16 protein-coding genes are annotated in these 16620 nt (G+C 46.4%); 9 read left to right on the top strand and 7 right to left on the bottom strand.

Translation table 11 applies throughout. The annotated features are described in order from the left end of the window. Window positions 1–3: 3 nt before the first annotated feature. The 5 genes from KCV26_14835 (at window position 4) to KCV26_14815 (ending at window position 5401) form a co-directional block, all read left to right on the top strand. Entirely contained in the window at window positions 4–1185 is a 1182-nt protein-coding gene (locus KCV26_14835; GenBank protein WZX36551.1) for a hypothetical protein, read from the top strand. A 68-nt stretch (window positions 1186–1253) separates the two neighbouring features. Further along, window positions 1254–1973, top strand: coding sequence for an ABC transporter ATP-binding protein (locus KCV26_14830; GenBank protein ID WZX36550.1), 720 nt, complete (start codon window positions 1254–1256; stop codon window positions 1971–1973). Window positions 1974–1985: 12 nt separating this feature from the next. After that, window positions 1986–3161, top strand: coding sequence for an FtsX-like permease family protein (locus tag KCV26_14825; GenBank protein ID WZX36549.1), 1176 nt, complete (start codon window positions 1986–1988; stop codon window positions 3159–3161). Window positions 3162–3257: 96 nt separating this feature from the next. Beyond that, window positions 3258–4529 (top strand): FtsX-like permease family protein, encoded by a 1272-nt coding sequence (locus KCV26_14820; GenBank protein ID WZX36548.1) that lies wholly within the window; start codon window positions 3258–3260, stop codon window positions 4527–4529. Between the two features lie 131 nt (window positions 4530–4660). Further along, window positions 4661–5401, top strand: coding sequence for an outer membrane lipoprotein-sorting protein (locus tag KCV26_14815; GenBank protein WZX36547.1), 741 nt, complete (start codon window positions 4661–4663; stop codon window positions 5399–5401). A 5-nt stretch (window positions 5402–5406) separates the two neighbouring features. Here KCV26_14815 and KCV26_14810 read toward each other — a convergent pair whose 3' ends face one another. Continuing rightward, entirely contained in the window at window positions 5407–6240 is an 834-nt protein-coding gene (locus tag KCV26_14810) for an ROK family protein (GenBank protein ID WZX36546.1), read from the bottom strand. Between the two features lie 308 nt (window positions 6241–6548). On the opposite strand from KCV26_14810, the gene pdhA reads away from it, so the two are divergent. From pdhA to lpdA, 4 genes are all read left to right on the top strand, one after another. Next, window positions 6549–7637 (top strand): pyruvate dehydrogenase (acetyl-transferring) E1 component subunit alpha, encoded by a 1089-nt coding sequence (gene pdhA / locus KCV26_14805; GenBank protein WZX36545.1) that lies wholly within the window; start codon window positions 6549–6551, stop codon window positions 7635–7637. Continuing rightward, complete coding sequence (locus tag KCV26_14800) at window positions 7634–8611, top strand: alpha-ketoacid dehydrogenase subunit beta (protein WZX36544.1); 978 nt, start codon at window positions 7634–7636, stop codon at window positions 8609–8611. The genes pdhA and KCV26_14800 overlap by 4 nt, the downstream gene beginning before the upstream one ends. A gap of 106 nt (window positions 8612–8717) precedes the next feature. After that, window positions 8718–9992 carry a 2-oxo acid dehydrogenase subunit E2 gene (locus tag KCV26_14795; GenBank protein ID WZX36543.1) on the top strand — a complete coding sequence of 425 codons (1275 nt, stop codon included), beginning with the start codon at window positions 8718–8720 and terminating at the stop codon, window positions 9990–9992. A 34-nt stretch (window positions 9993–10026) separates the two neighbouring features. Continuing rightward, on the top strand, window positions 10027–11373 hold the full coding sequence (lpdA, locus tag KCV26_14790; protein ID WZX36542.1) for a dihydrolipoyl dehydrogenase: 1347 nt from the start codon (window positions 10027–10029) through the stop codon (window positions 11371–11373). 15 nt (window positions 11374–11388) lie between these two features. Here lpdA and KCV26_14785 read toward each other — a convergent pair whose 3' ends face one another. The 6 genes from KCV26_14785 to pyrB form a co-directional block, all read right to left on the bottom strand. Continuing rightward, window positions 11389–11718 carry a rhodanese-like domain-containing protein gene (locus KCV26_14785; GenBank protein WZX36541.1) on the bottom strand — a complete coding sequence of 110 codons (330 nt, stop codon included), beginning with the start codon at window positions 11716–11718 and terminating at the stop codon, window positions 11389–11391. Window positions 11719–11814: 96 nt separating this feature from the next. Beyond that, on the bottom strand, window positions 11815–13641 hold the full coding sequence (locus KCV26_14780; GenBank protein WZX36540.1) for a U32 family peptidase: 1827 nt from the start codon (window positions 13639–13641) through the stop codon (window positions 11815–11817). Window positions 13642–13663: 22 nt separating this feature from the next. Beyond that, window positions 13664–14602: a homoserine O-succinyltransferase gene (gene metA, locus KCV26_14775; GenBank protein WZX36539.1), complete on the bottom strand. Its 939-nt coding sequence runs from the start codon at window positions 14600–14602 to the stop codon at window positions 13664–13666. 19 nt (window positions 14603–14621) lie between these two features. Beyond that, on the bottom strand, window positions 14622–15188 hold the full coding sequence (locus KCV26_14770) for a flavin reductase family protein (protein ID WZX36538.1): 567 nt from the start codon (window positions 15186–15188) through the stop codon (window positions 14622–14624). Window positions 15189–15210: 22 nt separating this feature from the next. Next, the gene (locus tag KCV26_14765) at window positions 15211–15663 is read right to left on the bottom strand and encodes an aspartate carbamoyltransferase regulatory subunit (protein ID WZX36537.1); all 453 of its coding nucleotides are present in this window, start codon (window positions 15661–15663) and stop codon (window positions 15211–15213) included. Between the two features lie 31 nt (window positions 15664–15694). Continuing rightward, complete coding sequence (gene pyrB, locus KCV26_14760) at window positions 15695–16612, bottom strand: aspartate carbamoyltransferase (protein ID WZX36536.1); 918 nt, start codon at window positions 16610–16612, stop codon at window positions 15695–15697. Between the last annotated feature and the right edge of the window lie 8 nt (window positions 16613–16620).

Genomic DNA, 16620 nt, shown 5'->3' with positions numbered 1-16620 from the left:
AAAATGTCGTTTATAACCCTGTTGTTCATTGCTGTTTTTCCTTTACACGCACAAGAACCGTCGGATAGTGCCGGTTCCGTTTCTGACGATGGTTTGCACAGAATTCATTTTGTTTTAAACGGACAGATAACCGGATGGGAAACAACGCAACTCTCCAATTCGGTGAATTGGCAGCCTGGTTGCCGTTTTTTGCCTGTATTGCTCGGAAACTTTAGTTGGGGAGAAAATTCAAAACTCGATGCTGAAGCATCTGTCCACCTCTATGGGCTGTTAAATTTTACAGGGTGGGATTATATCAATAAGGAAGGAAAACTAAAACCTTACCGGGTTTGGTTACGCTATTCGGGCAAAAACTGGGAGCTGCGCGGCGGTTTGCAAAAAATCAATTTCGGTACAGCCCGCATGTTTCGTCCGCTGATGTGGTTCGACGCTATGGATGTACGTGACCCGTTGCAACTGACAGACGGCGTGTACGGCATTCTGGGCAAGTATTTTTTCGAAAACAATGCTTCCGTCTGGCTTTGGTCGCTACTTGGAAACAAACGGCCAAAAGGTTGGGAGTTAATCGGTAGTGCCCGCCGTCGTCCCGAAATTGGTGGGCGATTTGAGTTCCCGGCTTTCGCCGGTGAAATGGGCGTAAGTACTCATCATCGAAAAACAGATGTGCACCATTTGTTGCCGGATGTTCCGGAGAATACGCTGCTGGACGAAAACCGTCTCGGACTGGATGGGCGGTGGGACGTGGGGGTTGGCTTGTGGTTTGAAACCAGTTTTACCCGGTTGCAGAAGAATAATTACAAGATGGCACTCCATCAGGATGCCATAAACGTAGGGATGGATTACACTTTCCCGTTAGGAAACGGATTGGGGTTAACGGTGGAGTATTTTCGTTACCATACCGGAGATGGATTTATGCGAAAAGGTATGAACTTGAACGTGATTGGAGAAATGCTCTCGTATCCGGTCTCGGTTCTGGATAACCTGACGGCAATGTTTTTCTATGTCGGTAACGATTTGAATATGTGGTTGAACTATATCAGCTGGGCCAGGACATACGATAAATGGAGTTTTTATCTGATGGGCTTTTGGAATCCTGAGATAAACTTGCCGTTGGGCGGGCAGGCAGGGGGCAAGAATCTGTTTATGGGAAAAGGCATCCAATTAATGGCGAGTTATAATTTTTAGAAACTGTAAGACGCAACATGCGGTTTCTTACGGTGAAAAACTTCGATAAAGATAAAAGCACTAAATTTATGGACAGCAAAAACAACTTGATTGTTGATGTTAACGGACTGGTTAAGAGGTTTCCGATAGGCTTTTCAGGATTCTTTACGGCGTTGAAGGGTATTGACTTAACCGTATCGGAAGGTGAGTTTATGGGCCTGGTTGGGCCAAGCGGTTCGGGGAAAACTACGTTTTTGAACATTATTGGAACACTCGATAAACCGTCTGAAGGTCGGGTAAACGTGTTGGACAGGAACGCAGGGAACCTTACTCCCAGGCAAGCTGCACAGCTGAGGAAGGAGGAAATGGGTTTTATCTTTCAAAGTTTCAACTTGCTACCTGTTTACACGGTTTTTGAAAATGTGGAGTTTCCGTTGTTGTTGCTTAACCTATCTTATGGGGAACGCAAAAAACGGGTGATGGAGACGTTGGAATGGCTGGGATTGACTTCGAAAATAAATTCCCGACCGCCTCAATTATCGGGAGGGGAGTGTCAACGGGTGGCGATTGCAAGGGCGATGGTAAAACGTCCGAAACTGGTATTGGCTGACGAACCGACTGCTAATCTGGATGCTGACAATTCGCACCGCATTCTGAAAACCATGGTGAAACTGAACGAAGAACTGAAAACCTGTTTCATTTTTGCCACGCACGATGAAAAAGTGATCAGCTACCTGAAGCGAATCGTACATTTGGAAGATGGCCGTATTGTAAAAGATATCAGCAGGCAAAAGTCGGAGTTACAATAAGAAAAGTGAGGTATGAAAATATTGAAACTAGTCTTCCGAAACCTCATTGGCAACGGGCTGAAAACGTGGCTGAACGTTTTTGTGCTGTCGATTGCGTTCGTGTTGATCATTTTTATGCAGGCGATTTTGCAGGGCTGGGATAGGCAGGCTATGTCCGATACCGTAAAATGGGAAATTGCCGACGGGCAGTATTGGAATGCGAATTACGACCCGTTTGATCCCTTTACACTGGACAGCGCTGTGTCGATTATCCCGAAACAGCTTGTCAACCAATACGAAACCGGACAAGTTGAGCCTGTTCTGATAGTTGCCGGCACTATTTATCCGTCGGGCCGGAGCATGCCGGTGTTGATGAAAGGCATCCGCTCCGGACAACAATTGCTGGAGCTTCCCACGTCGTTGTTGATGAACCCGACTGACAGCGCCGATATCCCGGCAATTATCGGATCGAATATGGCACACCAGTCTGGACTGACGGAAAACGATATTGTAACGCTACGGTGGCGCGATGCCAACGGTACTTTCGAAGCGCGGGATATTCGCATTGCCGGCGTATTCAGAACATTTGTTCCGACGGTAGATGCCGGGCAGATCTGGCTTCCGCTTGACATATTGCAGAAGATAACGCTGAATTCTGGTAAAGTTAGCCTTCTTGTTAAATCGAAAGAGGTGAGCGTCGTGCCGGTTGACGGCTGGAATTTCAAGGACGTAGATGAACTCACTCGACCGCTGAGGGAGACCTTGCGATCAAAAACCGTTGGACAAAGCGTTTTTTACGTGATCTTCCTGTTGTTGGCTTTGTTGGCTGTTTTCGATACACAAACGCTTTCCATCTTCTATCGCCAGCGCGAGATCGGCACCTTTGTGGCCCTCGGAATGACTAAAAAAGAAGTGATGGGTTTGTTTACGCTCGAAGGGACCATGAATGCTATCCTTGCCATCGCTCTCGGTGCTGTTTACGGCGTTCCCATGTTTCTTTATTTTGCTGTAAACGGTATCCCGATGCCATCCGGCACAAGTGATTTCGGGGTTGCCATAGCCGACAAGATTTATCCGGCATTTCCCCCTAAACTTATTATCGGAACCATCCTGTTTATTATTTTAATCACGGCATGGGTAAGCTATCTCCCTGCCCGGAAAATTGTAAAAATGAATCCGACCGATGCCATCAAGGGGAAAATACAATAAAGTAAACATCCGATGTCAGGCATCAGGTTTCAGAAAATTAGCCATTAGACTTCTGTCAGCGAAGCGGTCTGATACCTGGCATCTAATAAAAAAACTATGTTAAAGTTTCTGTTAAAAGGATTAATGCGGGATCGAAGCCGGAGCCTCTTGCCGGTTGTTGTTGTGACACTGGGGGTGATGATTACCGTGTTCATGCATGCTTATTTGAGCGGTGTGCTTGGCGAGAGTCTGGAAAAAACGGCTAATTTCTCCGAGGGTCACGTAAGGGTGGAAACCAGGGCCTATGCCGATAATTTTTCGCAATTGCCCAACGATCTGGCGCTTGTGGGTGTTGATACGTTGGAAAAAAGCCTTGAAAGGCTCTATCCCGAATACGATTGGGTGCAGCGGATTGATTTCGGTGGGTTGTTGGACGTGCCTGATAGTTCGGGAAATACGAAAATGCAAGGCACGGTGATGGGAAAAGGCGTCGATCTGCTGCAATCGGATGGTGAAGCCACCCGTATGGAACTCAAAAAACTGCTGGTGAAGGGACGGTTTCCTTCCAAAGCCGGAGAAATACTGGTCAGCGATGAACTTTTCGAAAAATTGTACCTAAGTCTGGGCGACAAGGTTACACTGATTTCTTCCACCATGTTTGGCGAAATGGCTATGTACAATTTTACGGTGGCCGGTTCGTTGCATTTTGGAGTAAATGTACTCGACCGGGGAATGATGATTGCCGATATACGCGACGTGAAGGCAGCCTTGAATATGGAGGATGCTGCGGGAACCCTACTCGGTTTCTCTAAAAACAAGTTGTACAACGATAGACAAGCTGTTGCAACAAAAACAGATTTCAACAAACGGTATGAAAACGACGAAGATAAGTTCGCACCGGTGATGTCTTCCCTTTCGGACAACGGCTTGATGGGTTTCTCTTACGCTTTTATCAAAAATATCGCCGGATTCATCATTCTGGTTTTTATTTTTGCCATGTCTATCGTACTTTGGAATGCCGGTTTGATTAGCGGCTTGAGGAGATACGGTGAGTTCGGACTGCGGATGGCTATTGGCGAAAATAAATCGGAAATTTACAGGTCGCTTATCGGGGAAGCCGCATTGGTAGGAATTATCGGAACTATTTTCGGCTCAATGCTGGGATTATCGGCATCGTGGTTGATGCAGGAATACGGCATCAACGTGGGTAGCATGATGAATAACTCATCGTTGATGATTTCCGACACGTTACGAACACAGATAACTCCTTTCACCTGGTTTATCGGGTTTATCCCAGGAATTTTTTCGACGGTTATTGGAGCCATGTTGTCGGGAGTCGGGATTTATAAACGACAGACGGCGAACTTATTTAAAGAGTTACAGAATTAATTGGAATGCCTCCAAGGCGACCTGGGCAGTCAGGGCAAAATGAGAGTCGTGCGGAAACGGCTACCTGAAGACTGTGTGAAACCTTGAGGCAGGGATAAAAAAGATTTAACAACACTGAAGACATTCAAGCAATGAACAAAAAAACGATAGTAATATTCCTCTCTTTTTTCAGCCCCTTATTGTATGCACAAAATTACCCTTCGGGAAATTCCCTGTTGGACAAGATAGATGCCAATATGTCGTCAGAAACAACTGTCATGACGGCTTCGATGCAGGTGAACAGTGCACGCGCCACGCGTACGATGACGTTGAAAACATGGATGGAAGGCGACAAGAAGGCCTTTACTGAATATCTCTCGCCGGCAAGGGAGAAAGGAACCAAAATGTTGAAGCTCGATAATCAACTGTGGCTTTACTCACCATCGACCGACCGCACCATCCAGATTTCGGGTCACATGCTGCGTCAGTCGGTTATGGGAAGCGACTTGTCTTACGAGGATATGATGAACGATACACCAATGCAGGAGCAATATAATGCCGTAGTTACCGGAGAAGAAACAATAAACGGTAGAAAATGCTGGGTGGTTGACATGACCGCCAGGATAAGCGATATTAATTATTACTCCCGGAAATTATGGGTCGATCAGGAACGGTTCGTCCCGATCAAGATGCAACTGTTTGCCAAAAGCGGAAAGCAATTGAAGGAGATAGCTTTATCGGATATACGGCAGATACAAGGACGTTGGTATCCAATGAAAACGGTCTACAAGGATGTGCTGAAAGACGGAAAAGGAACAGAGTTTACCATAAGCGAAATTTCGTTCAACCAACGTATTCCCGGGAATGTTTTCAATAAATCGAATTTGAAGTAGAACCATCAGTAACACAATGCCGCTGCTCCCAGAATTCCGGGATGGTTTAGTTCCGATCCCAGTATTTTCAGGTTTTTGATGGAATTGGGGTAGGGAAAGTCGTTCAAGTGTTCGTACATCGATTCTTTAAATAAAGGAAGCGATTTGGCAATCGCACCTCCGAAGATAATGGCTTGCGGATCAACGGTAAGAACAATCATTTTTACCAGTACAGCAATATGTTTTCCATATTCATGCATGATTTCCAACGCTTTTTTATCGTTCTGCCCTACTTTCCGGGCGACTTCATATCCCGTTGTACCGTAGTTGTTTGTGAAGAAAAAGCTTCCACAATATTGCTCGAGGATACCGTCCAGGTAAGGCATTTCTCCAAATTCTCCCGATCCGCAGTTGGCATCGCTCAGCAGGTTCCCTTTTTGTATTATTCCACCGCCCACGCCTGTGCCCAGAGTAATTCCGACAAAATTCTCAAAATCCCGGCCAAGTCCGTAAATACGTTCTCCCTTGGCAAAACAGTTGGCGTCGTTATCGATGTGTACCGGTATGTTGAATTCCTTTTCTAGCAGCTGCTTCAGGTGTACCTCATTCCAATCTTTGATGTTTTGTACGTGGTAAACGATGCCTTGGGTACGATCCACAACGCTCGGGACGCCAATCCCTATGGCATGGATTTTATCGGTTTTCAACTTGCGGATAATGTCTTTCAGCACAGTTAAAGTAACTTCCCCGCCTTCCGGTGCCCGTGTATCGGCCACCTCTTCTTTTATCAGGTTTTGCCCTTCTATTAAACCGCCTTTGATGGTGGTTCCACCCAAATCTATTCCGATGATCTGTTTCATTGTGTTGTATTTTAATGGTTGAGATGTACAAAACTAAGCAATATTGGTGAATTAAACGAATGTTATGGACAAAGTCTCTGGCTTAAGCGGCTTAACAGGTCGTCAAGCCTTAACTTGAGACTGAAGAAGTGAACAAAATTCCGAAAATAACGATAAACAGTGCCGGAAAATGAATAAATTTACGGTTTGGGCAAACCTTAAACCAAGTTATTCGTTATAGTCAGTAGTTTTTACATTTTAAAATCATTCCAAATAATTCACTTTCGTATGTTTTCTGACGAGATGAATGCAGCTAAAGATAAGACCTTATGATTTTTGAAGAGTTCAATCCATCGGAAGATAAGATCCTCAGAATTATCGATAACGATGGTCGTATTTTACGTCCCGACCTATTCCCGGAAATATCCGACGATACTATTGTGAAAGCCTGGAAAGCCATGCTCTTTGAACGGGTAGCCGATGAGATGGCTGTATCCTTTCAACGCCAGGGACGCATGTTCACTTATCCCCCCAACAAAGGACAAGAAGCTATTCATATTGCGGCCGGCAACGTGATACGCGAAAACGACTGGCTCGTTCCTGCTTTTAGGGAAGTGGGGCTAATGTTGGCTAAAGGCGTTACAATGAAAGAGATTTTCCTGTATTACAACGGCAACGAACAGGGGAGTAACTTTAAAAATGCCCCGCGTGTATTACCCATAAACGTTCCTATCGGTACACAGTTGCCCCATGCCGTTGGGATAGGATATTCCATTAAATACAGAAAGGAAGGCGATATTGTGTTTACTTATATTGGGGATGGCGGTACGTCGGAAGGTGACTTCAGCGAAGCGTTGAACTTTGCCGGTGTGTGGCAGGTCCCGGTAGTGTTTACCATACAAAACAACCAGTACGCTATTTCCGTTCCGGTAACCACGCAAACCAAATCCATAAATTTAGCTGTTAAATCGGTAGCGTTTGGCATTCCGGGCATCAAAGTCGACGGAAATGATTTCTTCGCCATGTACCTGGTCTACCAAAAGGCATCGGAACATGCGCGAACCGGTAAAGGGCCGGTGCTTATTGAGGCACTTACGTACAGGTGTGGCGCCCATACCACTTCCGACGATCCCAGCCGCTATCGGACAAAAGAGGAGGAGGCAGCGTGGGAGCTGTCGGATCCGTTGTTCCGGTTGAAAAAATTTATGGAACACAAAGGGATATTTAGGGAGAACGAAGAAAAGCTGAGGGAGCAGTATAAAAAAGAAGTGGAGAAACAATTTCTGGATGCTGAAAACGTTGCCCCGTATGCTTTGGAGGATGTTTTCAATTACATGTATGTGGAAATGCCTGACGACCTGAAAAAACAGAAAGAAGAATATCAACAATTTTTAGCTTGGAAAGGGAATCGAAAATGAGCGTAATGACAATGGTTCAGGCGATCAACAACGCGTTGGATATTAAGCTTGCCGAGGATAACGGTGTTGTGGTTTATGGGGAAGATGTAGGAGTTGTGGGAGGAGTATTCCGGGTAACCGAGGGGTTGCAGAAAAAATACGGTGTGGAGCGTGTGTTCGATTCGCCTCTGGCGGAGTCGGCTATCGTGGGAACAGGAGTGGGTATGGCCCTTTCCGGCTTACGGCCCGTGGTGGAAATGCAATTCGAAGGGTTTTCCTATCCTGCATTTAATCAGATAATCTCCAATGTATCGCGCATGCACAACCGTTCACGCGGAAGGTTCAGGATTCCCATGGTCATCCGGTTTCCCTACGGTGGAGGCATCAATGCCATCGAACACCATTCGGAAAGCCCCGAAGCACTTTATAGCCATATTCCCGGTTTAAAAGTAGTGGTTCCTTCAACGCCGCACGATGCAAAAGGGTTGCTGATATCTGCTATTGAAAGTGACGATCCGGTTATTTTTATGGAGCCCAAACGAATCTATAGGGCCATCAAGCAGGAGGTGGTTACCGGTAAATTTACCATTCCAATTGGAAAAGCCAGCGTGCTTACCGAGGGTACAGATGTTACCGTCGTGGCTTTCGGAGCGATGATTCGCGAATGCCAGCGGGCAATGGTAATGGCGAAGGAGGCAGGTATATCGGTGGAGTTAATCGATCTCCGGACGATCTATCCCATAGACAAGGAGACCATCCGGAACTCGTTGCAGAAAACAGGCCGGTTAGTGGTTGTGGCAGAAGCACAACGATCATTCAGCGTGGGTTCGGAGTTGATAGCCATAGCCAACGAAGAGGCTTTCCTCTACCTGGAAGCTCCTCCAAAAAGGGTGATGGGTTTTGATACCATTATTCCGTTGGCGCAAGGTGAGAAATATTTTATGATAACTCCCGAAAGGATTTTTTATGAAATAGAAAAAACGGTTAAGTTTTAAAAACAGCATGAATGAAGTAACTGTGCGAAGCGAGTAACACGAAGTGAATTTCGCCGTAGGCCAATTACAATTAATGTTCAAACCATAAATGATTAAACGAACTTAAATGAGGTATATTTTTAATTTTCCCGATATAGGAGAGGGACTCGAGGAAGGAACCATCCTGGAGTGGTACGTTACGAAAGGACAGGCGGTAAGTACGGGCGATTCCTTGGTGAAGATGGAAACCGACAAGGTAGTGGCCGATATTCCGTCACCGAGAACGGGAATAGTTGCTGCCCGGTTTGGAGAAGTAGGTGATGTCATAAAAGTAGGCAGCCCGCTAGTTGAAATTGAAATAGAAGGAGTTTTTGCGGAAGAGGCTCAGGCCGAGGCGAAAAGAGGATTTGACCCTGAACCGGAGGAGAAAGCCGAAACGGTGGTGGGTACGATGGAGGTGGCTTCGCGAAATGCTTTTTTGCCTGCGAGCAACGAAGGCACAACGGAGCAGCCTCCCGTAACGGAAAAACCACGCCGTAAAGCTTTGTCTACGCCCGTTGCGCGGGCTATGGCCAGGGATTTAGGCATCGATATAAATGAAGTCTGTGGCACAGGGCCTTCGGGGCGGGTCACAAAAGCAGATGTTGAAAACCATAAGTCCGTCAGAAAGCCATCCTCCCTCCGGGTTTCGGAACAAGAGGACGATGAGGTAACTTATGAGCCCCTTACCCAGATCCGCAAGGCTATTGCCCGGAACATGATCCAGTCCAAGCACAACGCTGCCCACATGTCGTTGTTCGAAGAAGTGGAGATATCCGATCTGGTAAGGGTTCGGGAGAAGTATAAGGGGAAATTTGCCGAAAGAGGGGTTAAGCTGACCTACCTCGCTTTTATTGTAAAGGCTGTCGTCAATGCCCTCAAGCAACACAGGCAGTTAAATTCGCAGATCGACCTGGAGAATGACCGGATGATCTTCAACAACCGCTATAACATAGCGTTGGCCGTGGATACCCCTGCCGGACTGGTGGTCCCTGTTGTTAGGGATGCCGACCGTTTAAGCATTTTTGAAATTGCTCAACGCATCGACGAAATATCGGAGAAAGCCAGAAAAAGAGACCTTACCCTGGAAGACATGAAAGGCGGAACATTTACCATTACCAACTACGGTTCCATCGGAGGAATATTTGCCACGCCGGTGATTAATTATCCCCAGGCGGCTATTTTGGGAGTGGGCAGGATCCTCAAAACCCCTGTGGTGAAAGACGATGCCATTGTTGTAGGCCGTGTAATGGCATTGTCACTCTCGGTAGATCACCGTATCGTTGATGGGGGAGAAGTTACCCGGTTTATCAACAAGGTAATGGAATATCTTGCCGATCCCATGGCGTTACTGATGGAATAACACACCTTATTTGAAACACAAAACAACTCATAGTATGGATTACGACGTATTGATCATCGGTGCCGGACCATCCGGTTATGTAGCCGCCATCCGGGCGGGGCAGGTGGGTTTGAAAACAGCTATCGTGGAAAAACAGTATATCGGGGGAATGTGCCTCAATTGGGGTTGTATTCCTACAAAGGCTATTCTGGAAAGTGCGAAGAAGTTTAAAAAACTGGGAGAGATTGAGGATTTTGGTATTGATGGAATAGATACCGGTAAAATTGCCTTTAACTGGGACAAGGTGAAGTCAAGGTCGAAACGCATCACCCGGAAACTGACGGCAGGGGTAAATTTCCTGCTTAAAAAAAATGGCATTGAAATGATAAGTGGAACCGCCCGAATAGGGTCGGACCGCTCTGTGTGGGTTGACGATAAAAAAATTTCGGCAAAGCACATCATCATCGCAACCGGTTCAAAGCCGAAACCGATGGGTGATGCATTCTCCAATGCTCCTGTCGTGGAGATGGAAAACCTGTTTGAAAGGGAGGCTTTTCCGGAGAACATTGTCGTTACCGGTAACCACATTTCCTCGGTCGAGATGGCCCAGTTTTTCAGGCTTATCCATAAAAACGTTACGCTGGTTACCAACAGCGGTTACTTTCTGGACGGATTGGATACCTTTCTTGTCGAGTACATCACGAAGAAACTGGCATCCGATAACATTGAACTGATCACGGATGCCTATCCGGAGAAATATGCGGATGGAGGACTGACTGTTGGTGGTAAGAAAGTAAAATGCGACCTGATCGTTAATTGCAATTCGCGCAAGGCAATTATCCCGGAAAGCGAAACACCCCTGCAGCTCACGGAACGCGGATTTATCAAAACAACCGATAATTTCCAGACCAGTATCGATGGGGTTTATGCCATCGGTGATGTCGCCGGAAGAAGTTTTCTGGCACACATGGCTTCGGCTCAAGGGATTCACGTCATAAACGCCATAAAAGGGATACAAGCCCATTTTGATTACTCCACTTATCCGATAAACATGTATACCACGCCCGAAATCGCTCAGATCGGGATGACGGAACAAAAAATTAAGGAGGAAGGTTACGATTACAAAATAAGCGAGTTTCCGCTGTCTGCAAATGGGAAGGCACTGATTGAAAACAATACGGAGGGTTTGATCCGGCTGCTTTCCGATAAGAAATACGGGCAGGTCCTGGGGGTTCAGGTTGTGGCTGAGAATGCCACCGATATGATTGCCGAAGCCGGCGCATACCTGAAAGTCGAAGCCACGGTTTACGACGTGGCCCATACCATTCACGCTCATCCCACCGTTTCGGAAATATTTTTTGAAGCCGGTTTCGATGCCATGGACAGGGCCATCCACAAGTGAAAGGGAGAGAAAAATTTACTTCCAGAAAACAATTCCTCCCCTGAGGTTGTAAATGGCAGGAAATCCTTTTTTAACCAATACCTTGGCGGCATACATGCTTCGTGCCCCGCTGTGGCAGAAAACGGCTACAGGACAGGATTTATCGAGTTTTTCTATTTCTTGCTCAAAATCCATGGAGGAAACATCCATTAACCGGGCTCTGTTTATGGTGCCTTGAGCATATTCCTGAGCAGTCCGGACGTCTATAAGCTGAACATCCTTACCGGCGATGATTGTTTTGAAATCCGCGGGGTTAAGGGATTGGATTTGACTTTTATGATTTTTTAGGAAAGAAAAAACTGCCATACTTAGAAACTATTTTGGATTTTTTTATGTGACGATTTTTTAGTCATTTTTTGACGGATTCGGGCTTTTATTTTCATAATCCGAATCTACAACCGATTATTGTTGATTTTCAAGAGAAACCCGCATTTCGCATTTCCGGCAATCGAACGAGAGTTTTAATTTGTTCTGTTGATTGATCAGATAGAACGGCTCACGAAAACCGGCTTTCTCTTTGGTCTCACGCGGACACCAACCCAATGCAAACTTGATGCAATGTTTGGTGAACATGAGTGGAACGTTTTTTTGCTGAACTTGTTCAAATGCGGGTTGTAAAATTTTCGTCCGGTGTTGTAAGTAAAAAGAACCGCTGTTGCTGTTGGAGACGTTACCTAAGTAGGTAAGCTCTTTTTCGGGATAGGCGTGTGTTGTGGGTGGGATCGGGCTGCGTTCCTGCCGGTAATTGATTTTTCTGACCGCTAGTAACCCTGAAATCAGTTGTTTACGCCATTCTCCTAGCAGGGAGGAGGGGATGAACCACTCCTTGGAAAACCGGATGTCGATGGATTTTACGCTGAACAGGGTAGTTCCCGTTTTGGAGAGCTGGGTGCGGATATTTTCCTGTTGCGGCTTTTGCGCGGTCTGCTTTTCTAGAATTACTGAAAACGTGTAGGAGTGGTTGTCCTCGTCAGAGATTTGTAATGCGAACCCGGTAGGGATCTCTCGGATAAAAATATTCGCAGCAATTTTTCGCTCCGCTGTTTTTTTGGTTAACCAGTTTTCAAAGTCGTGATCGTAATTTCTATACACCTTTGTTCCTGCGCTGAGGCCGGGCATTACGGCCGGAAAAATCCTGCCGCCTTCAGAGCGGTTTACGCGAAAACCATTTAACCCGTCTTTATCCATAAAACACAATCCGTCACCGTTGTTAATGGTGAGTGTTGTGCTTAACGAAAGCCAGTTCCTGCCCACGGTTTTTACCGTTCCCACAAATTCACCGATGGATTTGGGAGATTCGAAAGAGCCGATATCGTGTTGCCTGCCGTTGAAAAGATAGTGGGTAAATCCCCGGTTAAAACTCTTTGATAAATTGGGTGTAAAATTGATTTCGCTTCTTCCCGACGAAGCTTGCACATACTCGGGCCGTTTCCTGAAAATGCAGTCCAATCGCTGCCGGTAGGCAGCAACTACGTTTTTAACATACGTAACGTCTTTCAGCCGTCCTTCTATCTTGAGCGATGAAACGCCGGCATCCAGCAGCTCTTCGAGGTTATCGTACTGATTGAAGTCTTTTAAGGAAAGCAGGTGTGCATTTTTTCGAACAATACGCCCGTCGGCATCCTGCAAATCAAAAGGTAGCCTGCAAATTTGTGCACACTCTCCGCGGTTGGCGCTCCGACCCGTTATGGCTTGGCTGATGTAGCATTGCCCGCTGTAGGAAACACAGAGGGCACCGTGAACAAAAACCTCCAGCGCAATGCTGGTTTGTGACGAAATTTCGGCAATCTGATCCCGGGATAATTCCCGTGCAAGCACTACCTGTGTGAATCCCGCGTTTTCTAAAAACTGCACTTTTTCCACGGTACGATTATCGGTCTGCGTGCTGGCGTGGAGCGGGATAGGAGGCAGGTTCAGTTGCAAAATGCCCATGTCCTGGACGATAACGGCATCGGCGTGTATACGGTATAACTCCCGGATGAGCTTCTCCACCTGTAAGAGTTCATGGTCGTAAAGGATGGTGTTCAACGCAACATACACTTTGGCGTTGTACTGATGCGCAAATTCCACCAACTCGGCAATATCTTCGATACTGTTTCCTGCAGCCATCCGTGCACTGAATCCCGAGATACCTATGTAGACGGCATCGGCACCGTGAAGGATGGCTTCTTTTCCGATCTCCTTATTTTTGGCAGGGGCGAGAAGTTCAACGATTCGTGGAGCTTTCATCTTTCCATTCATCCAAGCGGGATCAGGTTAAATCCCCTAACTCTTTTATCTTTTTCAAATCAAATGGAGTTGCCTGATATACAAAGTAATTGAGCCAGTTTATAAACAAAAGGTTTGCGTGGCTTCTCCACAAGACAACCGGTTGTTTTTGTGGGTCGTTATCCTTGTAATAGTTTTTGGGGAGTTCCACCGAGTCCAATCCCTTTTGCATATCACGCGTATATTCGTTGTGTAGCGTGAGGGGTGAATATTCAGAATGCCCGGTGACGTAGAACTCACGTCCACCGCGGGAGGCCACGATGTATACTCCTGCTTCTTCAGACTGTGAGAGGATGGTCAGTTCGGGGTGTTGGGAAATCTCCTCGGCAGAAACCGTCGTGTGGCGGCTGTGTGGAGCAAAAAACTCGTCGTCGAATCCGCGGAAAAGCGGGAACGCTTTATCGTTGACGGTATGTGGAAACACTCCAAAAATTTTCTTGTCCAGTGGATATTTCCGGATGCCATAAAAATGATACATCGCCGCTTGTCCTGCCCAGCAGATGTAATACGTGGAGGTCACATGCGTACGGGCCCAATCGAAGATCCCGGTCAGCTCCTGCCAATACCGCACTCCTTCGAACGGCAATAATTCCACGGGTGCGCCGGTAACGATAAAGCCGTCGTAATAGCTTTCTTTTACTTTAGGAAACGTTTTGTAAAACGTCTGCAAATGCTCGATGGGTGTATTTTTAGGCGTATGGGATTTCAATCCCAGAAACTCAATTTCCAGTTGCAGGGGAGAGTTGGATAGCAGCCTTATTAAATCGGTTTCGGTAGTGATCTTAAGCGGCATCAGGTTGAGGATGAGTATCTTCAACGGACGGATATCCTGCGTGGAGGCACGCAGGTCGCTCATCACGAAAATATGTTCCTTGCTCAGGATCTCTATGGCTGGGAGTTTATCGGGTAAATTTACGGGCATATGGTTTATTTAACTCTTATCATTTTTTTTTCTTCACACTCCATCCGAATTTTCCAATATGTTCACCCAGTCCGTAATAATTGCCGTGCGAGTAGGCGAGGAGCCTGGCGTTTTGCATATCGAATTTTCCGGTTTCGGCATCAAAATACTTGTCATCCGCCTGCACGTTTACCACATCGGCGATAAACATGTCGTGCGATCCGAGCGTGATAATTTCCTTTACGCGGCACTCGATGCAGAGCGGGGATTCTTCGATGACGGGAGCGTTTACCGCTACTGCTTTTGCAGGTGTTAATCCCGTTTCGTGGAACTTATTGTAATCCTTCCCCGAGCGTACCCCACACCAGTCGGTGGCCTGAGCCAGTTCTTCGGTGGTGAGGTTGATAACAAACTCCATGTTTCGCTTGATGATTTCGTACGAATGCCGTTCGGGACGAATGGAAATATAACACATCGGCGGATTGGTGCAAAGGGTTCCCAGCCAACTGACGGTGATTATGTTGTACTCGTCGGGATGGCTTCCGCACGATATCATTGCCGCGGGAAGGGGATAGATCAGTGTTCCCGGCTTCCAGTTCTGTTTCATTTGTATTCGTGTTACCCGACAACTACTTTAAGACGATTTCTTCTTTCTTGATTTTCAATTCGCAATAGTGGCACTGCAACACCACATTTTCTTTGTCCACCACTTCGAAGCGGGTTTTCATTGGTTCGTTATTGGTGATGCATTTCGGGTTATTGCATTTTACAATTTCGATAATTTCATCGGGGAGTGTCACTTTTTTCTTTTCAATCACTTCGTAATCCCGGATAATGTTCAGGTTGACGTTGGGGGCAACCAGTGCAATGCGGTTTATCTCGTCTTCCTTGAAGAATTTGTTGGAGACCTTGATGATTCCCTTTGCACCCATCTTGCTACTTTTTAAGTTATTCCCGATAGTGATCCGGTTATCCAGCTTTTGTAACTGGAGCAAGGCAACCACCTTGAATAACTCCCGGGTCGGAATATGGTCGATTGCCGTTCCGTTCTCCAGTGCCGCTACTTGTAATTCTTTTCCCATCTTGTACGTTTGTTATGATAATCTACCTTATTCAATCCAGACGGATATCCAGCAAATCACAGATGACAGCCTGACGGGTATAAACGCCGTTTTCAGCCTGTTGAAAATAATAGGCTTTTGGATTCTCATCCACATCCTGATTGATTTCTTTCACACGCGGAAGCGGATGGAGTACCTTCAGGTTATCCCTGGAGTTGTTCAACATTTCATTGTGAAGAACATAGATGTTCTTTACCTTTTCGTATTCCATCAGGTCGGTAAAACGTTCGCGCTGAACCCGGGTCATGTAAAGAATATCTGCGGAAGCAATGGCTTCGGATGAAAATTCTGTATATTCCCTGTAGGGGATATTCAGGTTGTCGCAAAACACTTTGTACTTCTCGGGAATTTTTAATTCCTCCGGCGCCACAAAGTTGAACGATGGATGAAAATGGGATAATCCCTGAATGAGTGAGTGTACGGCACGGCCGTATTTCAGATCTCCCACGATGGTAATGGTGAGGTTCTCCATCGTCCCTTGAGTCTCGTAGATGGTGAATAAATCGAGCAAAGTTTGCGTGGGATGCTGGTTGGAACCATCACCGGCGTTGATGATCGGTACCGGAGAGACTTCAGATGCATAGCGCGCCGATCCTTCCAGGTGGTGCCGCATGATAATGAGGTCGGCGTAGTTGCCCACCATCATGATGGTATCTTTCAGTGATTCCCCTTTGGTGGAGCTACTGGTGGCTGCATCGGAAAATCCGACAATTCTTCCCCTGAGCCGGTTCACGGCCGTCTCGAAACTTAAGCGTGTACGCGTGGAAGGCTCAAAAAACAATGTAGCGCATACCTTTCCCTGCAATAAATCGCGGTTGGGATTGGCTTTGAACGCTGTAGCTGCTTTCAGTATCCGGAGGATATCTTCTTTGCCGTAGTCGCTGATATTTACTAAACTTTTGGCTTTCATATGACGTG

It is taken from the genome of Petrimonas sulfuriphila, from assembly GCA_038561985.1.
GTDB classification, from domain to species: Bacteria; Bacteroidota; Bacteroidia; order Bacteroidales; family Dysgonomonadaceae; genus Petrimonas; species Petrimonas sulfuriphila.
Note: the sequence above shows the minus strand (reverse complement) of the source record. Positions and strands in the feature narration are given on the sequence as shown.

Excerpts from the sequence above, each read along its gene's own strand:
- KCV26_14835 (WZX36551.1), top strand. The coding sequence starts at position 4 with ATGTCGTTTATAACCCTGTTGTTCATTGCTGTTTTTCCTTTACACGCA.
- KCV26_14830 (WZX36550.1), top strand. The coding sequence starts at position 1,254 with ATGGACAGCAAAAACAACTTGATTGTTGATGTTAACGGACTGGTTAAG.
- KCV26_14825 (WZX36549.1), top strand. The coding sequence starts at position 1,986 with ATGAAAATATTGAAACTAGTCTTCCGAAACCTCATTGGCAACGGGCTG.
- KCV26_14820 (WZX36548.1), top strand. The coding sequence starts at position 3,258 with ATGTTAAAGTTTCTGTTAAAAGGATTAATGCGGGATCGAAGCCGGAGC.
- KCV26_14815 (WZX36547.1), top strand. The coding sequence starts at position 4,661 with ATGAACAAAAAAACGATAGTAATATTCCTCTCTTTTTTCAGCCCCTTA.
- KCV26_14810 (WZX36546.1), bottom strand. The coding sequence starts at position 6,240 with ATGAAACAGATCATCGGAATAGATTTGGGTGGAACCACCATCAAAGGC.
- pdhA (WZX36545.1), top strand. The coding sequence starts at position 6,549 with ATGATTTTTGAAGAGTTCAATCCATCGGAAGATAAGATCCTCAGAATT.
- KCV26_14800 (WZX36544.1), top strand. The coding sequence starts at position 7,634 with ATGAGCGTAATGACAATGGTTCAGGCGATCAACAACGCGTTGGATATT.
- KCV26_14795 (WZX36543.1), top strand. The coding sequence starts at position 8,718 with ATGAGGTATATTTTTAATTTTCCCGATATAGGAGAGGGACTCGAGGAA.
- lpdA (WZX36542.1), top strand. The coding sequence starts at position 10,027 with ATGGATTACGACGTATTGATCATCGGTGCCGGACCATCCGGTTATGTA.
- KCV26_14785 (WZX36541.1), bottom strand. The coding sequence starts at position 11,718 with ATGGCAGTTTTTTCTTTCCTAAAAAATCATAAAAGTCAAATCCAATCC.
- KCV26_14780 (WZX36540.1), bottom strand. The coding sequence starts at position 13,641 with ATGAAAGCTCCACGAATCGTTGAACTTCTCGCCCCTGCCAAAAATAAG.
- metA (WZX36539.1), bottom strand. The coding sequence starts at position 14,602 with ATGCCCGTAAATTTACCCGATAAACTCCCAGCCATAGAGATCCTGAGC.
- KCV26_14770 (WZX36538.1), bottom strand. The coding sequence starts at position 15,188 with ATGAAACAGAACTGGAAGCCGGGAACACTGATCTATCCCCTTCCCGCG.
- KCV26_14765 (WZX36537.1), bottom strand. The coding sequence starts at position 15,663 with ATGGGAAAAGAATTACAAGTAGCGGCACTGGAGAACGGAACGGCAATC.
- pyrB (WZX36536.1), bottom strand. The coding sequence starts at position 16,612 with ATGAAAGCCAAAAGTTTAGTAAATATCAGCGACTACGGCAAAGAAGAT.